The organism is Natronomonas halophila, from assembly GCF_013391085.1.
Taxonomy (GTDB): domain Archaea; phylum Halobacteriota; class Halobacteria; order Halobacteriales; family Haloarculaceae; genus Natronomonas; species Natronomonas halophila.
Genome location: NZ_CP058334.1, coordinates 3,106,491 through 3,121,853, shown reverse-complemented (window position 1 = coordinate 3,121,853; position 15,363 = coordinate 3,106,491). Strand labels below are relative to the sequence as shown.

Here is a 15,363-nt window from a genome sequence, read left to right as displayed (position 1 = left end):
CGGGGATTCTCATAAGTTATGGCGAGGATTCGGGTCACGTGCGCTCGTGGAAGGTCGGGCCGGAAACAATAGGGCTATCCGTCACGGACCGTTTGCAACGTATATGAGCAACTACGTCGTCGCGATGGAAGCCGCATGGTTGGTCCGTGATGTCGAAGAGATTGACGACGCTATCGGTGTCGCCGTCAGCGAGGCCGGCAAGCGCCTCAACAACGCCGACATGGACTACGTCGAGGTCGAAGTCGGCGCGACGCCGTGTCCCGCCTGCGGTGAGGCCTTCGATTCGGCCTTCATCGCCGCCGACACCGCACTCGTCGGTCTCCTGCTGGAGATGAAGGTCTTCAACGCGGACAGCGACCAACACGCCTCCCGTATCGCCAAAAGCGAAGTCGGCGGCGCCCTCCGGGACGTGCCGCTGAAGGTCATCGAGACCTTCGAGAAGGAAGAAGAAGTCGAAGAACCCGACAACTAGGACATATGGGCGGCGACGTCCGCCTCGGTGATGATACCCAGTAGCTGTCCGTCCTCGACGACCATCACCGCGTCCTGATGATTGAGGTGGGCGTTTACCTCGTCCATCGTGGCGGTCGGTTCGACCGTCGTAATCGCTTCTCGCATAGCGTCGGCGACCGGCAACTCCCCGGCGCTTTCCTCCTCCAGTTGCCGGATGTCGGAGTTCGAGATGATGCCCTGCGGGCGGCCGTCCCGAACGACCGGCAGCTGGGAGTAGCCTTCCTTGACCATCACGTCGATAGCCTCCCGGAGGCTGTCGTCCGGAGCGACCGTGACGACGCCCTCGTGCATGATATCCTCCGCGTGCATAACGGCGCTTTCGGCCTCGTCGAGCGCGTTGACGATGCGCCGAAGCGTCGAGAGCCGCGGGTCGACGTCGCCGCCCTCGATACGCGCGATAAGCGGCTGTGAGACGTCAGCCCGGTTGGCGAGGTCGCTCTGTGTCAATCCGAGATTCGTCCGCCGCTCCCGGAGGTCCGCCGGCGTCGGCAGGTCCATACCCATATCCGACAATAACCTTGAGTTATACAAAAACCTTCCCCCGACCGAGCATTGAAATACCAACACGGGGCCAGCGGCCGTATGCGATAACGAGCAGCGGCCAGCCCCCGAGGCGGGAGCGCGGGGACGGGCTGGCCAACTGGGGCCCCGCCTGTTCGCCTACAGTTCCAGTCCGCGCACGGCGACGCTATCGCCATCTTCGACGTGGCCGATGACCCGCGCATCGTCCAGTTCGTCGACGACGGCATCGGCGTCCTCGTCCGGCAGCGCAGCGACGAAACCGGTCCCCATGTTGAACGTCCGGTGCATCTCCTCGTCGCTCACGTCGCCTTCCTCCTGAACGAACTCGAAGACCGGTTGGGCCTCGAAGGGGTCTTCGATTTCGTAGCGGAACTCGCCCATCCGCGGGAGGTTGGTCCAGCCGCCGCCAGTGACGTGGGCCGCAGCGTGTGTCTCTGCGTCGTGAAGCGGTCCGAGAACCTCCCGGTAGATGCGAGTCGGTTCCAGAAGCACTTCGCCGATGGAACGGTCCTCGCCGTACGGGAACGGGTCCGTATACTCGTGGTTTTGCGTCGCCGCTTCCCGGGCCAGCGTCAGCCCGTTGGAGTGGATACCCGAAGACTGCAGGCCGACCAACGCGTCGCCAGCCTCGGCTTCACCGTCGAAGAGTTCGTCCTCGGTCGCAAGCCCCACGCAGGCACCCGCGAGGTCCAGGCCCTTGATGACCTCGGGCATGACGGCCGTCTCGCCGCCGACGAGAGCGATTTCGGCTTGTTCGGCGCCCGCCGAAAGCCCGTCGCCGATCTGCTCGGCCGTCGCGTCGTTCGGTTCCTCGATGGCGAGGTAGTCGACGAACGCAACTGGCGTCACGCCCGTCGCGATGAGGTCGTTGGCGTTCATCGCGATGCAGTCGATGCCGATAGTCGAGTAGTCGTCCAGCGCCTCGGCGACGAGAAGTTTCGTCCCGACACCGTCGGTCGCCAAGGCGAGATAGCGGTCACCGATATCGACGAGTCCGGCGTAGTCGCCCTCGAACTCGCCGACAGCACCGATGAGCGCCGCCGTCGCCGCTTCGCTGGCCTCGATATCGACGCCCGTCTCCGCGTAGGTGAGTCCCTCCTCGTCCTCGCCGGTGTCCTCGGTCATACCCGAACGGGTGTCCGACCGGAGCAAAAGCGCGTCGGTTCCAGCCCTCAGAACGAGGGGAACCCGACCGCGAGGAAACTGCCGACCGCGAGCAGGGCGGTGCCGAGGAAGACGACGGCGAAAACCACCTTGCTCCAGCCCAGCACCTTCCGACCGTCGAGCGGCCCGAACGGGATCATGTTGAACGCCGCGAGGACGGCGTTGATGATGATACCGAGTTGGCCGACGTCGCCGAGGAAGCCGTCGAGGAAATAGAGCGGTACGAACACCGCAACGAGGGCGACGTTCGTCAGCGGCCCGGCGACCGACACCAGTCCGTTCTCGCGAGCGGTGATGCGGCCCCGATGGTGGACCGCACCAGGCGCAGCAAAGAGGAAGCCAGCCAGCGCGGCGCCGAGACACAGCGCCAGCATCGGGTAATCGGCCCGGAACGCCGCCACCTGCCCGAACCGCACCGCGACGACCTTGTGCGCCAGTTCGTGCAGCAGGAAGCCGACCCCGACGGTGAGCATGCTCACGACGAACAGACGACCGAACGCGGGCGAGGAGATGACGTCCGCGATGTTCGGGAAGACCGGCCGACCGGTCGACCGGAAAAAGAAGACGCTGAAGGCCGCCCCGAGGACGACCCATGCGATGGCGAGGTCGCGGAGTTCGTCGGCGTAGAACCGAATCCCGCCGAGCGTGAGGCCGCTCACTGGAGCACCTCCACGAGGAGGTCGAGGCTGTTACGGGCGGCTTCGATCATCAGCCGTGCGACGCCGCTGGCGCCCTCGATGCCGGAGCCGGCGAACAGGTACGGCAACAGCACGGTCGCGAAGACGACGCTGCCGACGAAGCTCCCGATATTGGTCAGCGCGACGATCATGATGAGCCGGAACAGGGGTACCGACTTGAGATTGGCCCACAGTTCCCGAATCGGCGCTTCCTCGTCGCTCATAATCTCGTTGAGGGTATTGATGTCACCGACGTTGACGTCGAGGTATCGCAGTTCGACGTAGCCGGCAAACCAGCCGGGGGCGAGAAGCGGGTTCACGCTCGTCAGCCAGGCGACGCCCCCGCCGACGCCCGCCGAACTCCAGTGGGCACCGGCGAGTTTCGCCAGCCCGAACGCGAGGATGCCGTTGACGAGGAACCACGCGGCGAACAGCCGGAAGAGCAGTTCGCTGGAGGCCCCTTCGACGCCCGTGTACGTCGCGATAGCGAGCAGGACGAAGAAGGCGAGAAAGCCGAGCGTGAACAGATAGCCGAAGAGTTTGTAGACCGAAAACCGGCTGCCCGACGCTCGACCCGTCAATTCGCTCATGTCGGGGAGCGTTGCCGGCCGCTCCAGATACTGCTCGATGCCCTCGCGGTGGCCCGCACCGACGATGGCGACGACGTGTTTGCCCTGATCGCGCAATGCGACGAGTTGGTGGGCGATGTAGGCGTCGCGTTCGTCGATGAGCGCCTCCGCGCCGCCCGGGGAGAAGCGACGGAACTCCTCCATCATCGCGCCGACGACGTCGGTATCGGTCATCTTCTCGATGTCGAACTCGTCGATGTCCTCGTCGTCCGGCGCCAACCGCAGGAGACCGACGACGATGAGGCCGCCGAGCAAAAGCCCGAGGCCGAGGCCGACGATGAGGGTATCGAGGATGCCGACCAGCACGCCGGGGCCGAGGGCGCTGGGGACGACAAAGGGGCCGGCGACGGCGCCCGCGACGATGGAAATCATGAGGGCGATCCCGACGCCGACACCCATCCCGACCTCGCGGGGGTCGCCGAGGCCGACCGCGAGACTGCCGATGAGTTTCACCTTCTCGAAGAAGGAAAGCCGCGCCCAGAACCGCTGTATCGTCACCTGAATGTCTCGGTCGACCAGTGCGACGTCGATGCCGTGGCCCTCCGCGCTGTCGATGGCGGCTTTCATGTCCGCACCCGGCTCGATATCGAACCGCTCGCCGAGGCGGGCCTGCACGTAGGAGAGCATCCAGTACGCGAGGAACTGATACACCGTGTTCCCGCGGAGGAGGTCACCGGCATCGAGGTTATCGGGGGTTTCGCCTTTCATCTGGCGATAGCGCCCTTCGTCGAGTTCGACGGCGACGACGTCGGGCTGCTCGGCGTCGATGACCTCTTCGACTTCCGTCACGCTCGCCTCGGAGACGTGCGCGGTACCGACCACGCGCACGGACCCCACCTCGTCGCTCATTGTCGGCTTCAATCGGCCGAGCGGCTTACGTGTGTCGGGATTGAGCCGAATCTCACCGGCAGTCACAGGGTTTGATTAGCCAGCGCCGCGTTATCGGAATCGTATCCGGTACCGATTCTCCGGCGATGACGCTGGGAGTCGGGGTCGGGGATGGTGATAGGATGTCGGAGAACACGAACACGGTACTGGTCGTCGACGACGAACCCAACGTTGCGGAGGGGTATGCCCTCTGGCTGGAGGACGAATACGACGTGCGCGTCGCGACCGGCGGCGAGGAGGCACTCGAAAAACTCCCCGACGTTGACGCAGTTCTGCTGGACCGTCGGATGCCCGGCATGAGCGGCGACGAGGTTCTCGAACGGATCCGTGGAGGGGGCTACGACTGTCGGGTCGCGATGGTCACCGCCGTCGACCCGGACTTCGATATCATCGATATGCCGTTCGACGCGTACCTCACGAAACCCGTCGAACGCGAGGACCTTCAAGCGGCCGTCGACCAACTGCTTACCCTCTCGGAGTACGACGAAGCGGTCCAAGAACAGTTCCAGCTCGCCGAAAAACGGGCGACCCTCGAAATGAAGAAACCGCGCTCGGAACTCGAAGAGAGCGCGGAATACGAGGAACTGACCGAACGACTGGCGGAACTCGAAGAGACCACCACCGACCTCGTTGGGTCGATGGACCACGAGACGTTCAGTTCGACCGTGCGGGACCTGTAATTTCTCCGAACCCTTCCCGCGAGTCGGCGTCTATTCCGTACGCGGCTGGTTCGGCCGTCTATCAGGGTTCGTGAGGTCTTGCCATCCCCGTCAGCCCAGTTATTTCGAGGCGGGCACCGTCGGATTCGCTGTCGGTCGCACGAACCGACCAGCCGTGGGCGTCGGCGATGGTCCGGACGATACTCAGCCCGAACCCCGTCCCGTTCTCACGGGTGGTCACGCCGTGGTTGAAGACATCCTCGCGGTCGTCCTCGGGGATGCCCGGACCGTCGTCGGCGACGTAGAAGCCGGTACCCGTATCGAACATGCCGATGCGGACGGTGACGTCGTCGCCGCCGTGGCGGACGGCGTTGCCGAGGAGGTTCTCGAAGAGCGTTCGTAACCGCTCGGGGTCGGCGCTAATCGTCGCGCTCGATTCGACGGCGAGCGTCGCCGCGTCGCTGCCGACCGTATCCCACGCCGCGTTGACCGCATCCCGTAGTTCGACCGGCTGGCGCTCGCCGACGGCCCGGCCCTCGCGGGCCAGCGTTAGCAAGTCCTCGATGAGTTGCTCCATGCGGTCGAGGACGTCTTCGAGGTCGTCGATGTAGTCGGTAGTCTCGTCGTTTTCCGCGGCGTTCCGCGCCAGTTTCGTCGTCATCTGGGCCGTGTTCAGCGGGTCACGGAGGTCATGGCTCAGGGTGCCCGCCAACTGTTCGAGCCGTTCGTTCTGCTTGCGGAGCGACGCCTCGTGGTCGACGCGTTCGATGGCGACGGTGACCGTCGTCGCGAGCAACCCCGCCATGCGGTGTTCCCGTTCGGTGAAGGGGCGGGCCTCGGTCGTGCCGACGATGAGGACGCCCCACTCGCCGAGCGGGAAGACCAGTTCGGAGTAGACGGCCGTATCCTCGGTGTAGGACCGTGTCTCGTCGGAATCGATAGCCCCCCGTGGTTCGCCCTCGGTGAAGGCTTTCCACGCGATACTCTCGGGACCATCGACCGACGGCGACCCATCGACGAGTTTGTTCAGCGTCGGCGAAACAGCCGCCGGTTCGAGCGTGTTGGAGGCTTCGTCGTAGAGATGCACGGCAGCGATGCGTAAATCGAGCACGTCGACGACGGCGTTCACGCACGCCTCGGCGAGTTCCTCGACGGTGTCGGCGCCGAGCAACTGTGCCGCGACGGTCTGGAGCCGTTCCAGCGTCCGCTCGTACCACGTCCGCTCGGAGAGGTCGTTGACGACGGCGATGTACTCGTCCCCGTGGGTCCGAAACCGGACGGCGACTTCGAGCGGTTCGCCGTCGGCTTTCCGCCCTCGCCGTGGGCCAGTCGGTTCCGACCCGATATCGATGCCGGGGAGGAGTTTCGTCACCTCTATGCCTTCGAGGTCTTCGCGGTCGTATTCGAAGAGGTCGGCCGCGAAAGCGTTCGCGTAGCTGATTCGACCATCAGTATCGATAATAATGACGCTTTCAGGCAGCGATTCGAGAACCGGAGAGCGTTCGTTCATTCGAGATCCACCTTGGCGTTCCACGCAGTCGACTCGACGGCCGGCTGATACATCCGCGCGACGGAACCAACCCCCCCGACCGTCCCCGTTCTCTCGATTACAATCGGCCCCTCGAAAGTTCCGGGACCGTCAACGATACGGACGAACGGCCCGTCCTCGTGTCTCGAGATTCGTACTCCTCATTTGTCAGTATTGTGCTTGATATCTCCCCAATACGAACGGAAAACCGGAGACCAAAGGGCCCTTGCCGCCCACAGGCCACTGTTCGACCATGACGACGCTCGCCGAATCCAAAACCGAGATGACGGAGATGCTGCTCCCCAACGAGACGAACAATCTCGGACGCGCGCTGGGTGGAACCGTCCTCCACTGGATGGACATCTGTGCGGCCATCTCGAGTATGCGCTTTGCAGGGAACCAGTGTGTCACCGCCTCGATGGACCACGTCGATTTCGTCAGTCCCATCGACCTCGGTGAGGTCGCCGTCATCGAAAGTTACGTCTTCAACACGGGGACGACGAGCATCGACGTGAAGGTCGACGTTCACGCCGAGGACCCCCGAAACGACGAACGGCGTCTCGCGACCTCGTCGTTTTTCACCTTCGTCGCCGTCGACGACGACGGCAGACCCACTGAGGTGCCGGACCTCGAATGCCCGACGGCCGCCGAGGAAGCGCTCCGACAGGAGGCCATCGAGGACCGTCGCGACCAACTCGAGGACATCATCGAACGGCTCGAAGCCGCGGACTAGCGGGCCGAACTACGGGGCTTACCGGACGACCGTAACGGGGACTTCGGCCCGGCGGACCACCGTCTCCGCGACGCTGCCGAGTAGAATCCGGGAAACCCCTTCTCGGCCGTGACTCCCCATGACGATGGCGTCGGCGTCGGTCTCGTCTACGTACTCCACGATGGCGCGGGCCGGCCGGCCGACGATGGTCTCGGTTTCGAAGTCGACATCGACGAGGTCCTCGGCTTCCGCGAACATCTCCTCGGCGGCCTTCTCGGCTTCCTCATGCCAGTCCTGCCAGTAGCCGGGCAGGGCCGCCTCCGGCGGGGCGTCGTAGCCGGCCTCGACGAAGTCCAGTACGTGGACCAACGCGATATCCGCGTCCTCGTGGTGTTCGACCGCGAACTCCAGCGCATCCTTCGCTAACTCCGAACCATCGTAGGGGACTACTACGCGCATACGCGGCGGTTCGCCCGGGGGCCCCTTAAAAATGAGCGATGAGTGATAGGTTAGTGGCGGACCCGACCGGCCGTCGCTCGGCACCGACTACTGTTTAGGGGCCGGCGACCGAACGGGGAGTATGGGACTGGACGTCGACACGCCGCCAGTACCGGACCTGCCGGAACTGGACGCGGACGCTTACGACGACGTGGAGGTACAGGGCGACGAATACCGGCGTGAGGAAATCGAGGCGTTGCTGGCGGAAGGCGCCTGGGAGGACGCCTTCGAGGCGTGGGCCGACGAGACGGACCTCGACGAAGCGGAGTTCGAAATCGCGGTCGACCTCGGGATGTTCGAGGAGTTCGACTTCTTCTGGGACGATTTCGCCGACCGCGTAGGGTATCACGCGCCCGGCATCCCCGAGGACTGGCGGGAACGGGACCTCCATCCCGAACTCGATTCCTGGGAGACCGTCTCAGGCATCAACGCGTCGATGGCGGAGTTCGGCGAATCGGTAAGCAGCACGCTCAAAGCGGAGTATATCGACTGGGAGGCCGAGTACGAGGCCCCCGAGGACCTCCCGGATTTCTGAGCCTATTCGCGCGGGACGGCGATGTTCTTGACGGTGCTGTCACACTCCGGACACTGACCGGGACTGTCGCTCGTGATGCGGGCGCCGCAATTGTAACACTCGTAGACCGACTCCTCCGGAGTGTACGGGTCGGGGAACATATACGCGTGTTACTTGTTCACACGTAAAAGCCGTTTCCCTATGTTAACCTATAACGAGAATAGGTCCTTAAACGTCGCTAGGATATGAAAATCGGTTACGATTTTACAATTCTAAGCCATCAAACCGTTCGTATGTTGCACGCGTCGAGGTGCTGGCAACGATGGTCGATTCGATGGCGTCGTCGAAGGTGTCCCGAGTTACCCCGGCCTCGACGTCCGGCGACTCCGAGAGGGCGAACGCGATAAAGCGGTATTCGTTGTCGTCGGGCGATTCGTGGCACGGCGAGCGGTAGCCGAGTTCACCCTCGTCGTTACGACCCTGTTTCGCTCCCGGAACAGCGTCGGGAGTCCGTTCGGGAGCGATGTTCTCGGGGACTTCGAGCGGTCGGTTCGCGGGGAGGCCCCACAGCAACCAGATGGTCGACGGCCCCGAGGCCGGATTGAAACTCTGGAGCCACTCGCCCGCGATGGCGACCGATTCGGTCCGGTCGGGGAGGTTCTCGACGACCAGCGGCGGGGAGACCCCCGCGCCGTCGCAGGTGTATCGTTCGGGAATGGTGCCATCCTCGAAGGTCGGCACCCGGAGGGATAAACCGTCCTGAGTGGGTGGGTTGCCACCGATGGTACAGCCGCCGACTGCCGCGGCCCCGACCGTTGCCAACAGCACACGCCGTCGCATAGTCGCCTTTCGTACCTCGCCGTCAAGACCCCTCCGGGTTCGGTCGCCGACCGCTGGACGGACGTCCACCCGCGGGTTGGTGGCGGGCAGTTGATTACGGAGGCGGACGTGGGGACGGATATGAGCACGGAAATCGTCCCCCCGAAGGAACGGACCTGCGAGAAGTGCGGTCGGATGGACGTCTGGGACCCCGAGGTCGAAAACTGGGTCATCGCCGAGGAAGACGGCGAACGACAGGTCGGCAACCGCCACTGCATCCACGAATGGGACATCAACGGCCAGTACAATCCCGTCGAGGGGAAGGCCGACGTCGACGCGGACGCCGACGCCTGACCGATGCCGACCGTCTACATCACCGCCCCACCGTCGGCGGCGCCGGAACTCGCCGAGGCGCTCGTCGAGGAACGACTCGCCGCCTGCGTCAACCGGTTCGACTGCCGGTCGACGTTCCGCTGGGAGGGCGATATCGTCCACGACGACGAAGTCCTCCTGCTGGCGAAGACCACCGAGGAGCGATACGCGGACCTAGAGGCTCGCGTCGAGGAACTCCATCCCTACGAGGTGCCGTGTATCGAGCGCTTCGACGAGAGCGACATGCTCGAAGCCTTCGGGGAGTGGCGACTCGATAGCGTCAGGTAGAACTTTATTTGTGAATACCACCCCATACTCTTCCAACAAGACAAACTTAATGTACCGACTCCGTCAAACACTTTCGTATGCCTTGGTCCAATCAGGAGTGGTGGCCGAACCTACTACGACTGGACATTCTCGACGATAACGCTGCGGAACTCGACCCGTACGGCGAGGACTTCGATTACGCCGAGGAGTTCCAGAAACTCGACTTCGAGGAGGTCAAAGAAGACATCGAGGAGGTCATGACGTCCTCCCAGGACTGGTGGCCGGCCGACTACGGCCATTACGGACCGCTTTTCATCCGGATGGCGTGGCACAGCGCCGGGACGTATCGCACCAGCGACGGCCGTGCCGGTGCCTCCGGCGGTCTCCAGCGCCTCCCGCCGGAGAGCAGTTGGCCGGACAACGTGAACCTCGATAAGGCCCGCCGCCTGCTGGAGCCGGTCAAGCAGAAGTACGGCCGCAAGCTCTCGTGGGGCGACCTGATCGTTCTCGCCGGGAACGTCGCCCTCGAATCGATGGGCTTCGAGACGTACGGCTTCGCGGGCGGCCGCGAGGACGAGTACAAATCCAACGAGGCCATCGAATGGGGCCCCGAAACCGAGTTCGAAACGACCTCGCCCGAGCGCTTCGAGGACGAAGAGGTAGGCAACCTCAAGGACCCGCTTGCGAACACCGTGATGGGCCTCATCTACGTGAACCCCGAGGGCCCGTACGGCGAACCGGACGTCGAAGCGTCGGCGAAGAACATCCGCGAGGAGTTCGACCGCATGGCGATGAACGACGAGGAGACTGTCGCGCTCATCGCCGGCGGCCACACCTTCGGGAAAGTCCACGGTGCCGACGACCCCGACGAGAACGTCGGTCCCGACCCCGAGTCCGCACCCATCGAGGAGCAGGGGCTGGGCTGGGAGAACGAGTTCGGCGAGGGCAAAGGCCCCGACACGATTACGAGCGGTATCGAAGGGCCGTGGAACTCCGCGCCGATTCAGTGGGACATGGGCTATATCGACAACCTGCTCAACCACGATTGGACCTCGGTCAAGGGCCCCGGCGGTGCGTGGCAGTGGCGGCCGGTCGGCGACGACATCGAGGAAGCGCCGGACCCACACGACCCCGAGGACACCGAGGAACCGATGATGCTGACGACGGACGTCGCGCTCAAGCACGACGACGACTACCGGGAGATTCTGGAGCGCTTCCAGGAGAACCCCGGCGAGTTCCAGGCGGCCTTCGCGAAGGCGTGGTACAAGCTCATCCACCGCGACATGGGCCCGCCCGAGCGGCTTCTCGGCCCGGAAGTCCCCGAAGAGACGTTCGTCTGGCAGGACCCCCTCCCGGACGCCGACTACGACCTCATCGGCGACGAAGAGGCCGCCGAACTCAAAGAAGAAATCCTCGATACGGACCTGACTGTCTCGCAACTGGCCAAGACGGCGTGGGCCTCGGCGTCGACCTACCGCGACAGCGACAAGCGCGGCGGCGCCAACGGCGCCCGCATCCGTCTGGAACCCCAGCGTAGCTGGGAGGTCAACGAGCCCGAAGAACTGGAGACGGTGCTTTCGACCCTCGAAGGTGTTCAGGAGGACTTCAACAGCGCCCGCTCGGACGACGTCCGCGTTTCCCTTGCGGACCTCATCGTTCTGGGCGGCAACGCGGCCATCGAACAGGCGGCCGCCGATGCCGGCTACGACGTGGACGTGCCGTTCGAACCGGGCCGGACGGACGCCTCACAGGAACAGACCGACATCGAATCCTTCCAGGTGCTCGAACCGAAGGTCGACGGCTTCCGGAACTACCTCGGCGAGGGTGACTTCGATGACCTCTACGACACGCCCGAGGAGCGACTGGTCGACAAGGCCGACCTGCTGAACCTGTCGGTCCCCGAGATGACGGTACTGGTCGGCGGCATGCGCGCGCTGGGTGCGACCTACGGCGACACCGACCGTGGCGTCCTCACCGACGAGCCGGGCACGCTCACCAACGACTTCTTCGTGAACCTGCTCGACATGGACTACGAGTGGGAGCCGGTCGACGAGGACAACGAAGTCTTCGAAGGCTACGACCGCGAGACGGGCGAAGTCGAGTGGGAGGCGACCCGCTTCGACCTCATCTTCGGTTCGAACGCCCGGCTTCGCGCCCACGCGGACGTCTACGGCGCCGAGGACGGCGAAGAGAAGTTCGTCCAGGACTTCGTCGAGGCCTGGAGTAAGGTCATGACGCTCGACCGCTTCGACCTCGAATAACCGCCGTCGAAAGCTAACGGGCGACACTGCGCGTTCGCGGCTACCCGACACACGATTCGTATTTTTCAGGGACGCTTGACCGGGGAGACACGGGACCGTCAACCGTCGAATCCCGCTCCGAGTAGGCTGTCAGTCGTATCGCTCGACGACCTCGGCCGACGCGAAGGAGTCCTGTACGCTGTCGATTTCGATGTCCACCGAGTCGGTGGGTTCGGTCTCCGGGACGAAAATCACGAACCCCTCGATGTAGGCGATGCCGTCGCCTTCGTCGCCCAACTCCTCGATTTCGACGTAGTGAGTTTCGCCTGCTTCGATCGGGGCGGTATCGGATTGACTCATGGTATCAAACAACACCCGATGGACGAAGGTACGCAGGACGGGCCCTTCAAACCCACCGCCGCGACGGTGCTGTCGCTATCGGCTTCGCGCGAGTAGAAAAACGCGGTGTCAGAGGTCCTGCAGCGCGGAGTAGAAGACGAAACCGAGAGCCAGATGCTGTCGCATCGCCGTTTCGACCTGTTCGTGGGCGGCGTCCGCGTCGTCGATGCGGTACTCCTTGGTCCGGACGAGTTCGTGCATCTCCAGGAGTTCCTCTTCTTCGAGGTCGTGAAGCCGCGGGTAGACGGTGCCGGGACTGAGACGGGCGTCGAACAGCGTCGACAGGTCGTCCATCAGGCCCTTGCCGTGGGTGTCGGCTTCCCGCAGTTCTACGAGTACCAAGAGGAGTTCCTCCAGGGAGTGTTTCACCAGTTCCTCGTCGAACTGGAAGGATTCCTCGGGGAAGAGTTGGCCAGTGACGCCGTCGACGACCGCTGCCGACCCGGTGGCGTCCTCGTCCGTTGCCGCCGATTCCGCCTCGGTTAGCTCCCGGTACAACTGCTCGACGGACGCACCGTGCGTTCGCTCCGCGTTCATGCCTGCATCACGGTCGTGACAACCATACCGGATTATCCTACCCCTACCCCCATAAGGAGCGTTCAGCGTTATCAGGCGCTGAAAACACCCCTTCGTATAAAATACCGGAGTAGGATGACCATAATAGGCTTCGGGTAGCTTCGCCGTTCAACTCGAGCGCCGTAATCGCGAGTCGACCCACGAGCGGACCCGTTCGCCGTCCGTTACTTTCACTTTCACTCCGGGGGTGGCTCGCTCCTTTATGAATCCGTAGCGTAGCCGTTCGTATGTCAGCAGGAACCCGAACGAGCGAGCCGACCCACAACGGCGTTATCGAAGTCAGCGACCTCGAAACCGCTCGCGTCCGCCGGTACGCCCGGGAAGCAGGCGACATCTACTTCGAGCGACGCGGCGGCCGCACGTTCCTCGTCACCGACGCCTAACGCTCGGACGGACAACGGTTTGTTCGGCGGCGATGAAGCCCCACCCATGCATGGCGTGGTCCCCGCCGCCGGCCGCGGTACCCGACTCCGACCGCTCACCGACGACCGACCGAAGGCACTCGTCCGCGTCGACGGCGAACCGCTTCTCACACACGTCTTCGAGACGCTGGCGCCACACGTCGACGGCTACGTCGTCGTGGTCGGCTACCTCGGCGACCGGATTCGTGACCACTACGGCGACGCCTACGACGGCCAACCGATAACCTACGTCGAACAGTCCGACCAGCGCGGCCTCGCACACGCGGTCAGACAGGCCGAATCGGCCATCGATGGCGACTTCCTCCAACTGAACGGCGATAACGTTCTGCATGGCAATCTGGGAGACGTAGTCCGCACCCATCGAGGGAGCGACGCCGATGCGACACTCCTCGTCGACGACGTCTCCCGGGAGCGTGCGAAACGCGGCGGCGTGGTTCGCATCGAGAACGGCGATGTGGTCGGCCTCGTCGAGAAACCCGAGGACCCACCGACGACGCTGGCGACGACCGGCTGTTTCGCCTTCTCGCCGCGCGTTTTCGAGGCGTGCCGTGCCATCGCCCCCTCCGGGCGCGGCGAGTTCGAACTTCCCGACGCAATCGGGTGGCTGCTCGACCACGGCGGCCGCGTCGAGACCGTTCGACTGGACGGGTGGCGCGTCAACGTCAACACCGACGCCGACATCGACCGCGCGGAGGCCCGACTATGAGCGACGCCGACCGACTTCACGAACACCTGTCGGCGACCGCTGAACTCCCCGTCGAACGGACCGCGAGCAGGCTCCTCGGCGAGGCCGAAGCCGTCGCTGGTGACCTCCGTACGGCCGACCCGGACGTGCAGGCCGAACGCGCTGCTGTCGTTCTGGAGTTGCTGGAGGAAGTCGAAGAGACAGGCAACGAGGAAGCCGACGAACACGTCGAACGGGCCCGCAGCCTCGCGGCTGAGTTGGCCGACGGGTAGTTACGGGGCCGGCGCCAGCGCCTCGGTCGTTCGCCGACGCTCGTCGTCGGTCATCTCCCCGAAGAAGCCGAGACGAACCGCGTCGACGCCGTCGATGTCCTCGTAGCATCGGAGACGCTCCTCGGCGGTTTCCCGCGTCCCGACGGCGACCAACCGGTCGACCATCCCGTCGGTGACGGCATCGATGGCCTCGATGCGGTCGCCGTCGGTCCATGCGTCATGAATCGTCTCCGTGGCATCCGCAAAGCCCTGTTCGGCGATGGATTGGCGGTAGTAAGGCCCGTAAGCGCCGATCATGAAGGCGAGTTGCCGGCGTGCCACGTCGCGTGCGCGTTCGGGGTCGTCGAGCACGCACGAGCGGACGGTGACGGCCACCCGAAGGTCAGCGGGGTCGCGGTCGCCCAACTCGGCGCCGCGGCGGAAGTCCGAAAGGCGGTCTTCGAGAGCCTCGGGGGTGAACAGTTGCGGCACCCACCCATCGGCGAAGCGACCGGCCAACTCGACGGCCTTCGGGCCGAGGGCGGCGACGTCGACGGGGACCTCTGCGGAGTCGACGCCGCGTAACTGGAGGCCGCCGCCGTCGAAGAACTCGCCGTCGTAGTCGACCCGCTCGCCGCTCGTGACCTGCTTGACTAGTTCGACCGTCTCCCGAAGCCTGCGGAGCGGCCGGTCGAACTCCGCGAGGTGCCACTTCTCGGTCAAATCGGGCGAGGAGGCGCCCAGTCCCATCCGATAGCGGCCGTCGCTGGCCTCCTGAAGGGTGACGCCGGTCTGTCCGAGAACCGCGGGCGAACGACCCCACGGCGAGAAGACGTCGTTCGAGAGGCCGATGTCGTCGGTCCGGTCGGCGAGAATCGCCAACAGCGTCACGCCGTCGCGGCCGGTCACCTCGGGCAGCGAGATGCGGTCATAACCGTGGTCTTCGGCGTGGGTCGCCATCGCGGCGATATCGTCGATGCCGTCCATACCGCTCGGGACGACGATGTCGCGTTCGGGCATGCCCGTCC

Annotated in this window: 21 protein-coding genes; 10 read left to right on the top strand and 11 right to left on the bottom strand. The window is 64.5% G+C overall.

Annotated elements, in window-relative coordinates:
* The first annotated feature begins 103 nt into the window (after positions 1 to 103).
* A complete protein-coding gene (locus HWV23_RS16545) occupies positions 104 to 472 on the top strand; it encodes a DUF555 domain-containing protein (protein ID WP_178291480.1) in 369 nt (122 codons plus the stop codon).
* On the opposite strand, the gene HWV23_RS16540 is transcribed toward HWV23_RS16545, so the two are convergent.
* From HWV23_RS16540 to HWV23_RS16525, 4 genes are all read right to left on the bottom strand, one after another.
* A complete protein-coding gene (locus HWV23_RS16540; protein WP_178291702.1) occupies positions 469 to 1,011 on the bottom strand; it encodes a CBS domain-containing protein in 543 nt (180 codons plus the stop codon). The genes HWV23_RS16545 and HWV23_RS16540 overlap by 4 nt on opposite strands.
* Positions 1,012 to 1,173: 162 nt before the next feature.
* The gene (gene purM / locus HWV23_RS16535; RefSeq protein ID WP_178291479.1) at positions 1,174 to 2,160 is read right to left on the bottom strand and encodes a phosphoribosylformylglycinamidine cyclo-ligase; all 987 of its coding nucleotides are present in this window, start codon (positions 2,158 to 2,160) and stop codon (positions 1,174 to 1,176) included.
* 47 nt (positions 2,161 to 2,207) lie between these two features.
* On the bottom strand, positions 2,208 to 2,858 hold the full coding sequence (locus HWV23_RS16530; protein WP_246282709.1) for a zinc metalloprotease: 651 nt from the start codon (positions 2,856 to 2,858) through the stop codon (positions 2,208 to 2,210).
* Positions 2,855 to 4,354, bottom strand: a complete 1,500-nt coding sequence (locus HWV23_RS16525) for a TraB/GumN family protein (RefSeq protein WP_178291478.1) — start codon at positions 4,352 to 4,354, stop codon at positions 2,855 to 2,857. The genes HWV23_RS16530 and HWV23_RS16525 overlap by 4 nt, the downstream gene beginning before the upstream one ends.
* Positions 4,355 to 4,515: 161 nt before the next feature.
* Between HWV23_RS16525 and HWV23_RS16520 the strand changes: the two genes are divergently transcribed.
* Complete coding sequence (locus tag HWV23_RS16520) at positions 4,516 to 5,073, top strand: response regulator (protein WP_178291477.1); 558 nt, start codon at positions 4,516 to 4,518, stop codon at positions 5,071 to 5,073.
* 61 nt (positions 5,074 to 5,134) lie between these two features.
* Here HWV23_RS16520 and HWV23_RS16515 read toward each other — a convergent pair whose 3' ends face one another.
* Complete coding sequence (locus HWV23_RS16515; protein ID WP_178291476.1) at positions 5,135 to 6,562, bottom strand: ATP-binding protein; 1,428 nt, start codon at positions 6,560 to 6,562, stop codon at positions 5,135 to 5,137.
* Positions 6,563 to 6,833: 271 nt separating this feature from the next.
* On the opposite strand from HWV23_RS16515, the gene HWV23_RS16510 reads away from it, so the two are divergent.
* Positions 6,834 to 7,313 (top strand): acyl-CoA thioesterase, encoded by a 480-nt coding sequence (locus tag HWV23_RS16510; RefSeq protein WP_178291475.1) that lies wholly within the window; start codon positions 6,834 to 6,836, stop codon positions 7,311 to 7,313.
* 18 nt (positions 7,314 to 7,331) lie between these two features.
* Here the strand turns inward: HWV23_RS16510 and HWV23_RS16505 are convergent, their stop codons facing one another.
* A complete protein-coding gene (locus HWV23_RS16505; RefSeq protein ID WP_178291474.1) occupies positions 7,332 to 7,751 on the bottom strand; it encodes a universal stress protein in 420 nt (139 codons plus the stop codon).
* Positions 7,752 to 7,872: 121 nt separating this feature from the next.
* Here HWV23_RS16505 and HWV23_RS16500 point away from each other — a divergent pair, with 121 nt between their 5' ends.
* Complete coding sequence (locus HWV23_RS16500; protein ID WP_178291473.1) at positions 7,873 to 8,325, top strand: DUF7992 family protein; 453 nt, start codon at positions 7,873 to 7,875, stop codon at positions 8,323 to 8,325.
* 2 nt (positions 8,326 to 8,327) lie between these two features.
* Here HWV23_RS16500 and HWV23_RS16495 read toward each other — a convergent pair whose 3' ends face one another.
* Both HWV23_RS16495 and HWV23_RS16490 read right to left on the bottom strand, forming a co-directional pair.
* Complete coding sequence (locus HWV23_RS16495) at positions 8,328 to 8,465, bottom strand: rubrerythrin-like domain-containing protein (RefSeq protein ID WP_178291472.1); 138 nt, start codon at positions 8,463 to 8,465, stop codon at positions 8,328 to 8,330.
* Positions 8,466 to 8,568: 103 nt separating this feature from the next.
* Positions 8,569 to 9,144 carry a YbhB/YbcL family Raf kinase inhibitor-like protein gene (locus tag HWV23_RS16490; RefSeq protein WP_178291471.1) on the bottom strand — a complete coding sequence of 192 codons (576 nt, stop codon included), beginning with the start codon at positions 9,142 to 9,144 and terminating at the stop codon, positions 8,569 to 8,571.
* Positions 9,145 to 9,264: 120 nt separating this feature from the next.
* Here HWV23_RS16490 and HWV23_RS16485 point away from each other — a divergent pair, with 120 nt between their 5' ends.
* From HWV23_RS16485 to katG, 3 genes are all read left to right on the top strand, one after another.
* On the top strand, positions 9,265 to 9,477 hold the full coding sequence (locus HWV23_RS16485) for an HEWD family protein (protein WP_178291470.1): 213 nt from the start codon (positions 9,265 to 9,267) through the stop codon (positions 9,475 to 9,477).
* Between the two features lie 3 nt (positions 9,478 to 9,480).
* Complete coding sequence (gene cutA / locus HWV23_RS16480) at positions 9,481 to 9,783, top strand: divalent-cation tolerance protein CutA (protein WP_178291469.1); 303 nt, start codon at positions 9,481 to 9,483, stop codon at positions 9,781 to 9,783.
* Between the two features lie 77 nt (positions 9,784 to 9,860).
* Positions 9,861 to 12,023 (top strand): catalase/peroxidase HPI, encoded by a 2,163-nt coding sequence (katG, locus tag HWV23_RS16475; protein WP_178291468.1) that lies wholly within the window; start codon positions 9,861 to 9,863, stop codon positions 12,021 to 12,023.
* Between the two features lie 129 nt (positions 12,024 to 12,152).
* Here katG and HWV23_RS16470 read toward each other — a convergent pair whose 3' ends face one another.
* A complete protein-coding gene (locus tag HWV23_RS16470; RefSeq protein ID WP_178291467.1) occupies positions 12,153 to 12,362 on the bottom strand; it encodes a TRAM domain-containing protein in 210 nt (69 codons plus the stop codon).
* Between the two features lie 108 nt (positions 12,363 to 12,470).
* Positions 12,471 to 12,938, bottom strand: coding sequence for a helix-turn-helix transcriptional regulator (locus tag HWV23_RS16465; RefSeq protein ID WP_178291466.1), 468 nt, complete (start codon positions 12,936 to 12,938; stop codon positions 12,471 to 12,473).
* 266 nt (positions 12,939 to 13,204) lie between these two features.
* Here HWV23_RS16465 and HWV23_RS16460 point away from each other — a divergent pair, with 266 nt between their 5' ends.
* From HWV23_RS16460 to HWV23_RS16450, 3 genes are read left to right on the top strand one after another with little or no spacing between them, the layout of a single operon-like run.
* Entirely contained in the window at positions 13,205 to 13,360 is a 156-nt protein-coding gene (locus HWV23_RS16460; protein ID WP_178291465.1) for a hypothetical protein, read from the top strand.
* A gap of 46 nt (positions 13,361 to 13,406) precedes the next feature.
* Positions 13,407 to 14,105 carry a sugar phosphate nucleotidyltransferase gene (locus tag HWV23_RS16455; RefSeq protein ID WP_178291464.1) on the top strand — a complete coding sequence of 233 codons (699 nt, stop codon included), beginning with the start codon at positions 13,407 to 13,409 and terminating at the stop codon, positions 14,103 to 14,105.
* A complete protein-coding gene (locus HWV23_RS16450) occupies positions 14,102 to 14,356 on the top strand; it encodes a DUF8152 family protein (protein WP_178291463.1) in 255 nt (84 codons plus the stop codon). The genes HWV23_RS16455 and HWV23_RS16450 overlap by 4 nt, the downstream gene beginning before the upstream one ends.
* Here the strand turns inward: HWV23_RS16450 and HWV23_RS16445 are convergent, their stop codons facing one another.
* Positions 14,357 to 15,355 carry a TIGR04024 family LLM class F420-dependent oxidoreductase gene (locus tag HWV23_RS16445; RefSeq protein ID WP_178291462.1) on the bottom strand — a complete coding sequence of 333 codons (999 nt, stop codon included), beginning with the start codon at positions 15,353 to 15,355 and terminating at the stop codon, positions 14,357 to 14,359. It lies immediately after the preceding gene.
* Positions 15,356 to 15,363 lie beyond the last annotated feature (8 nt).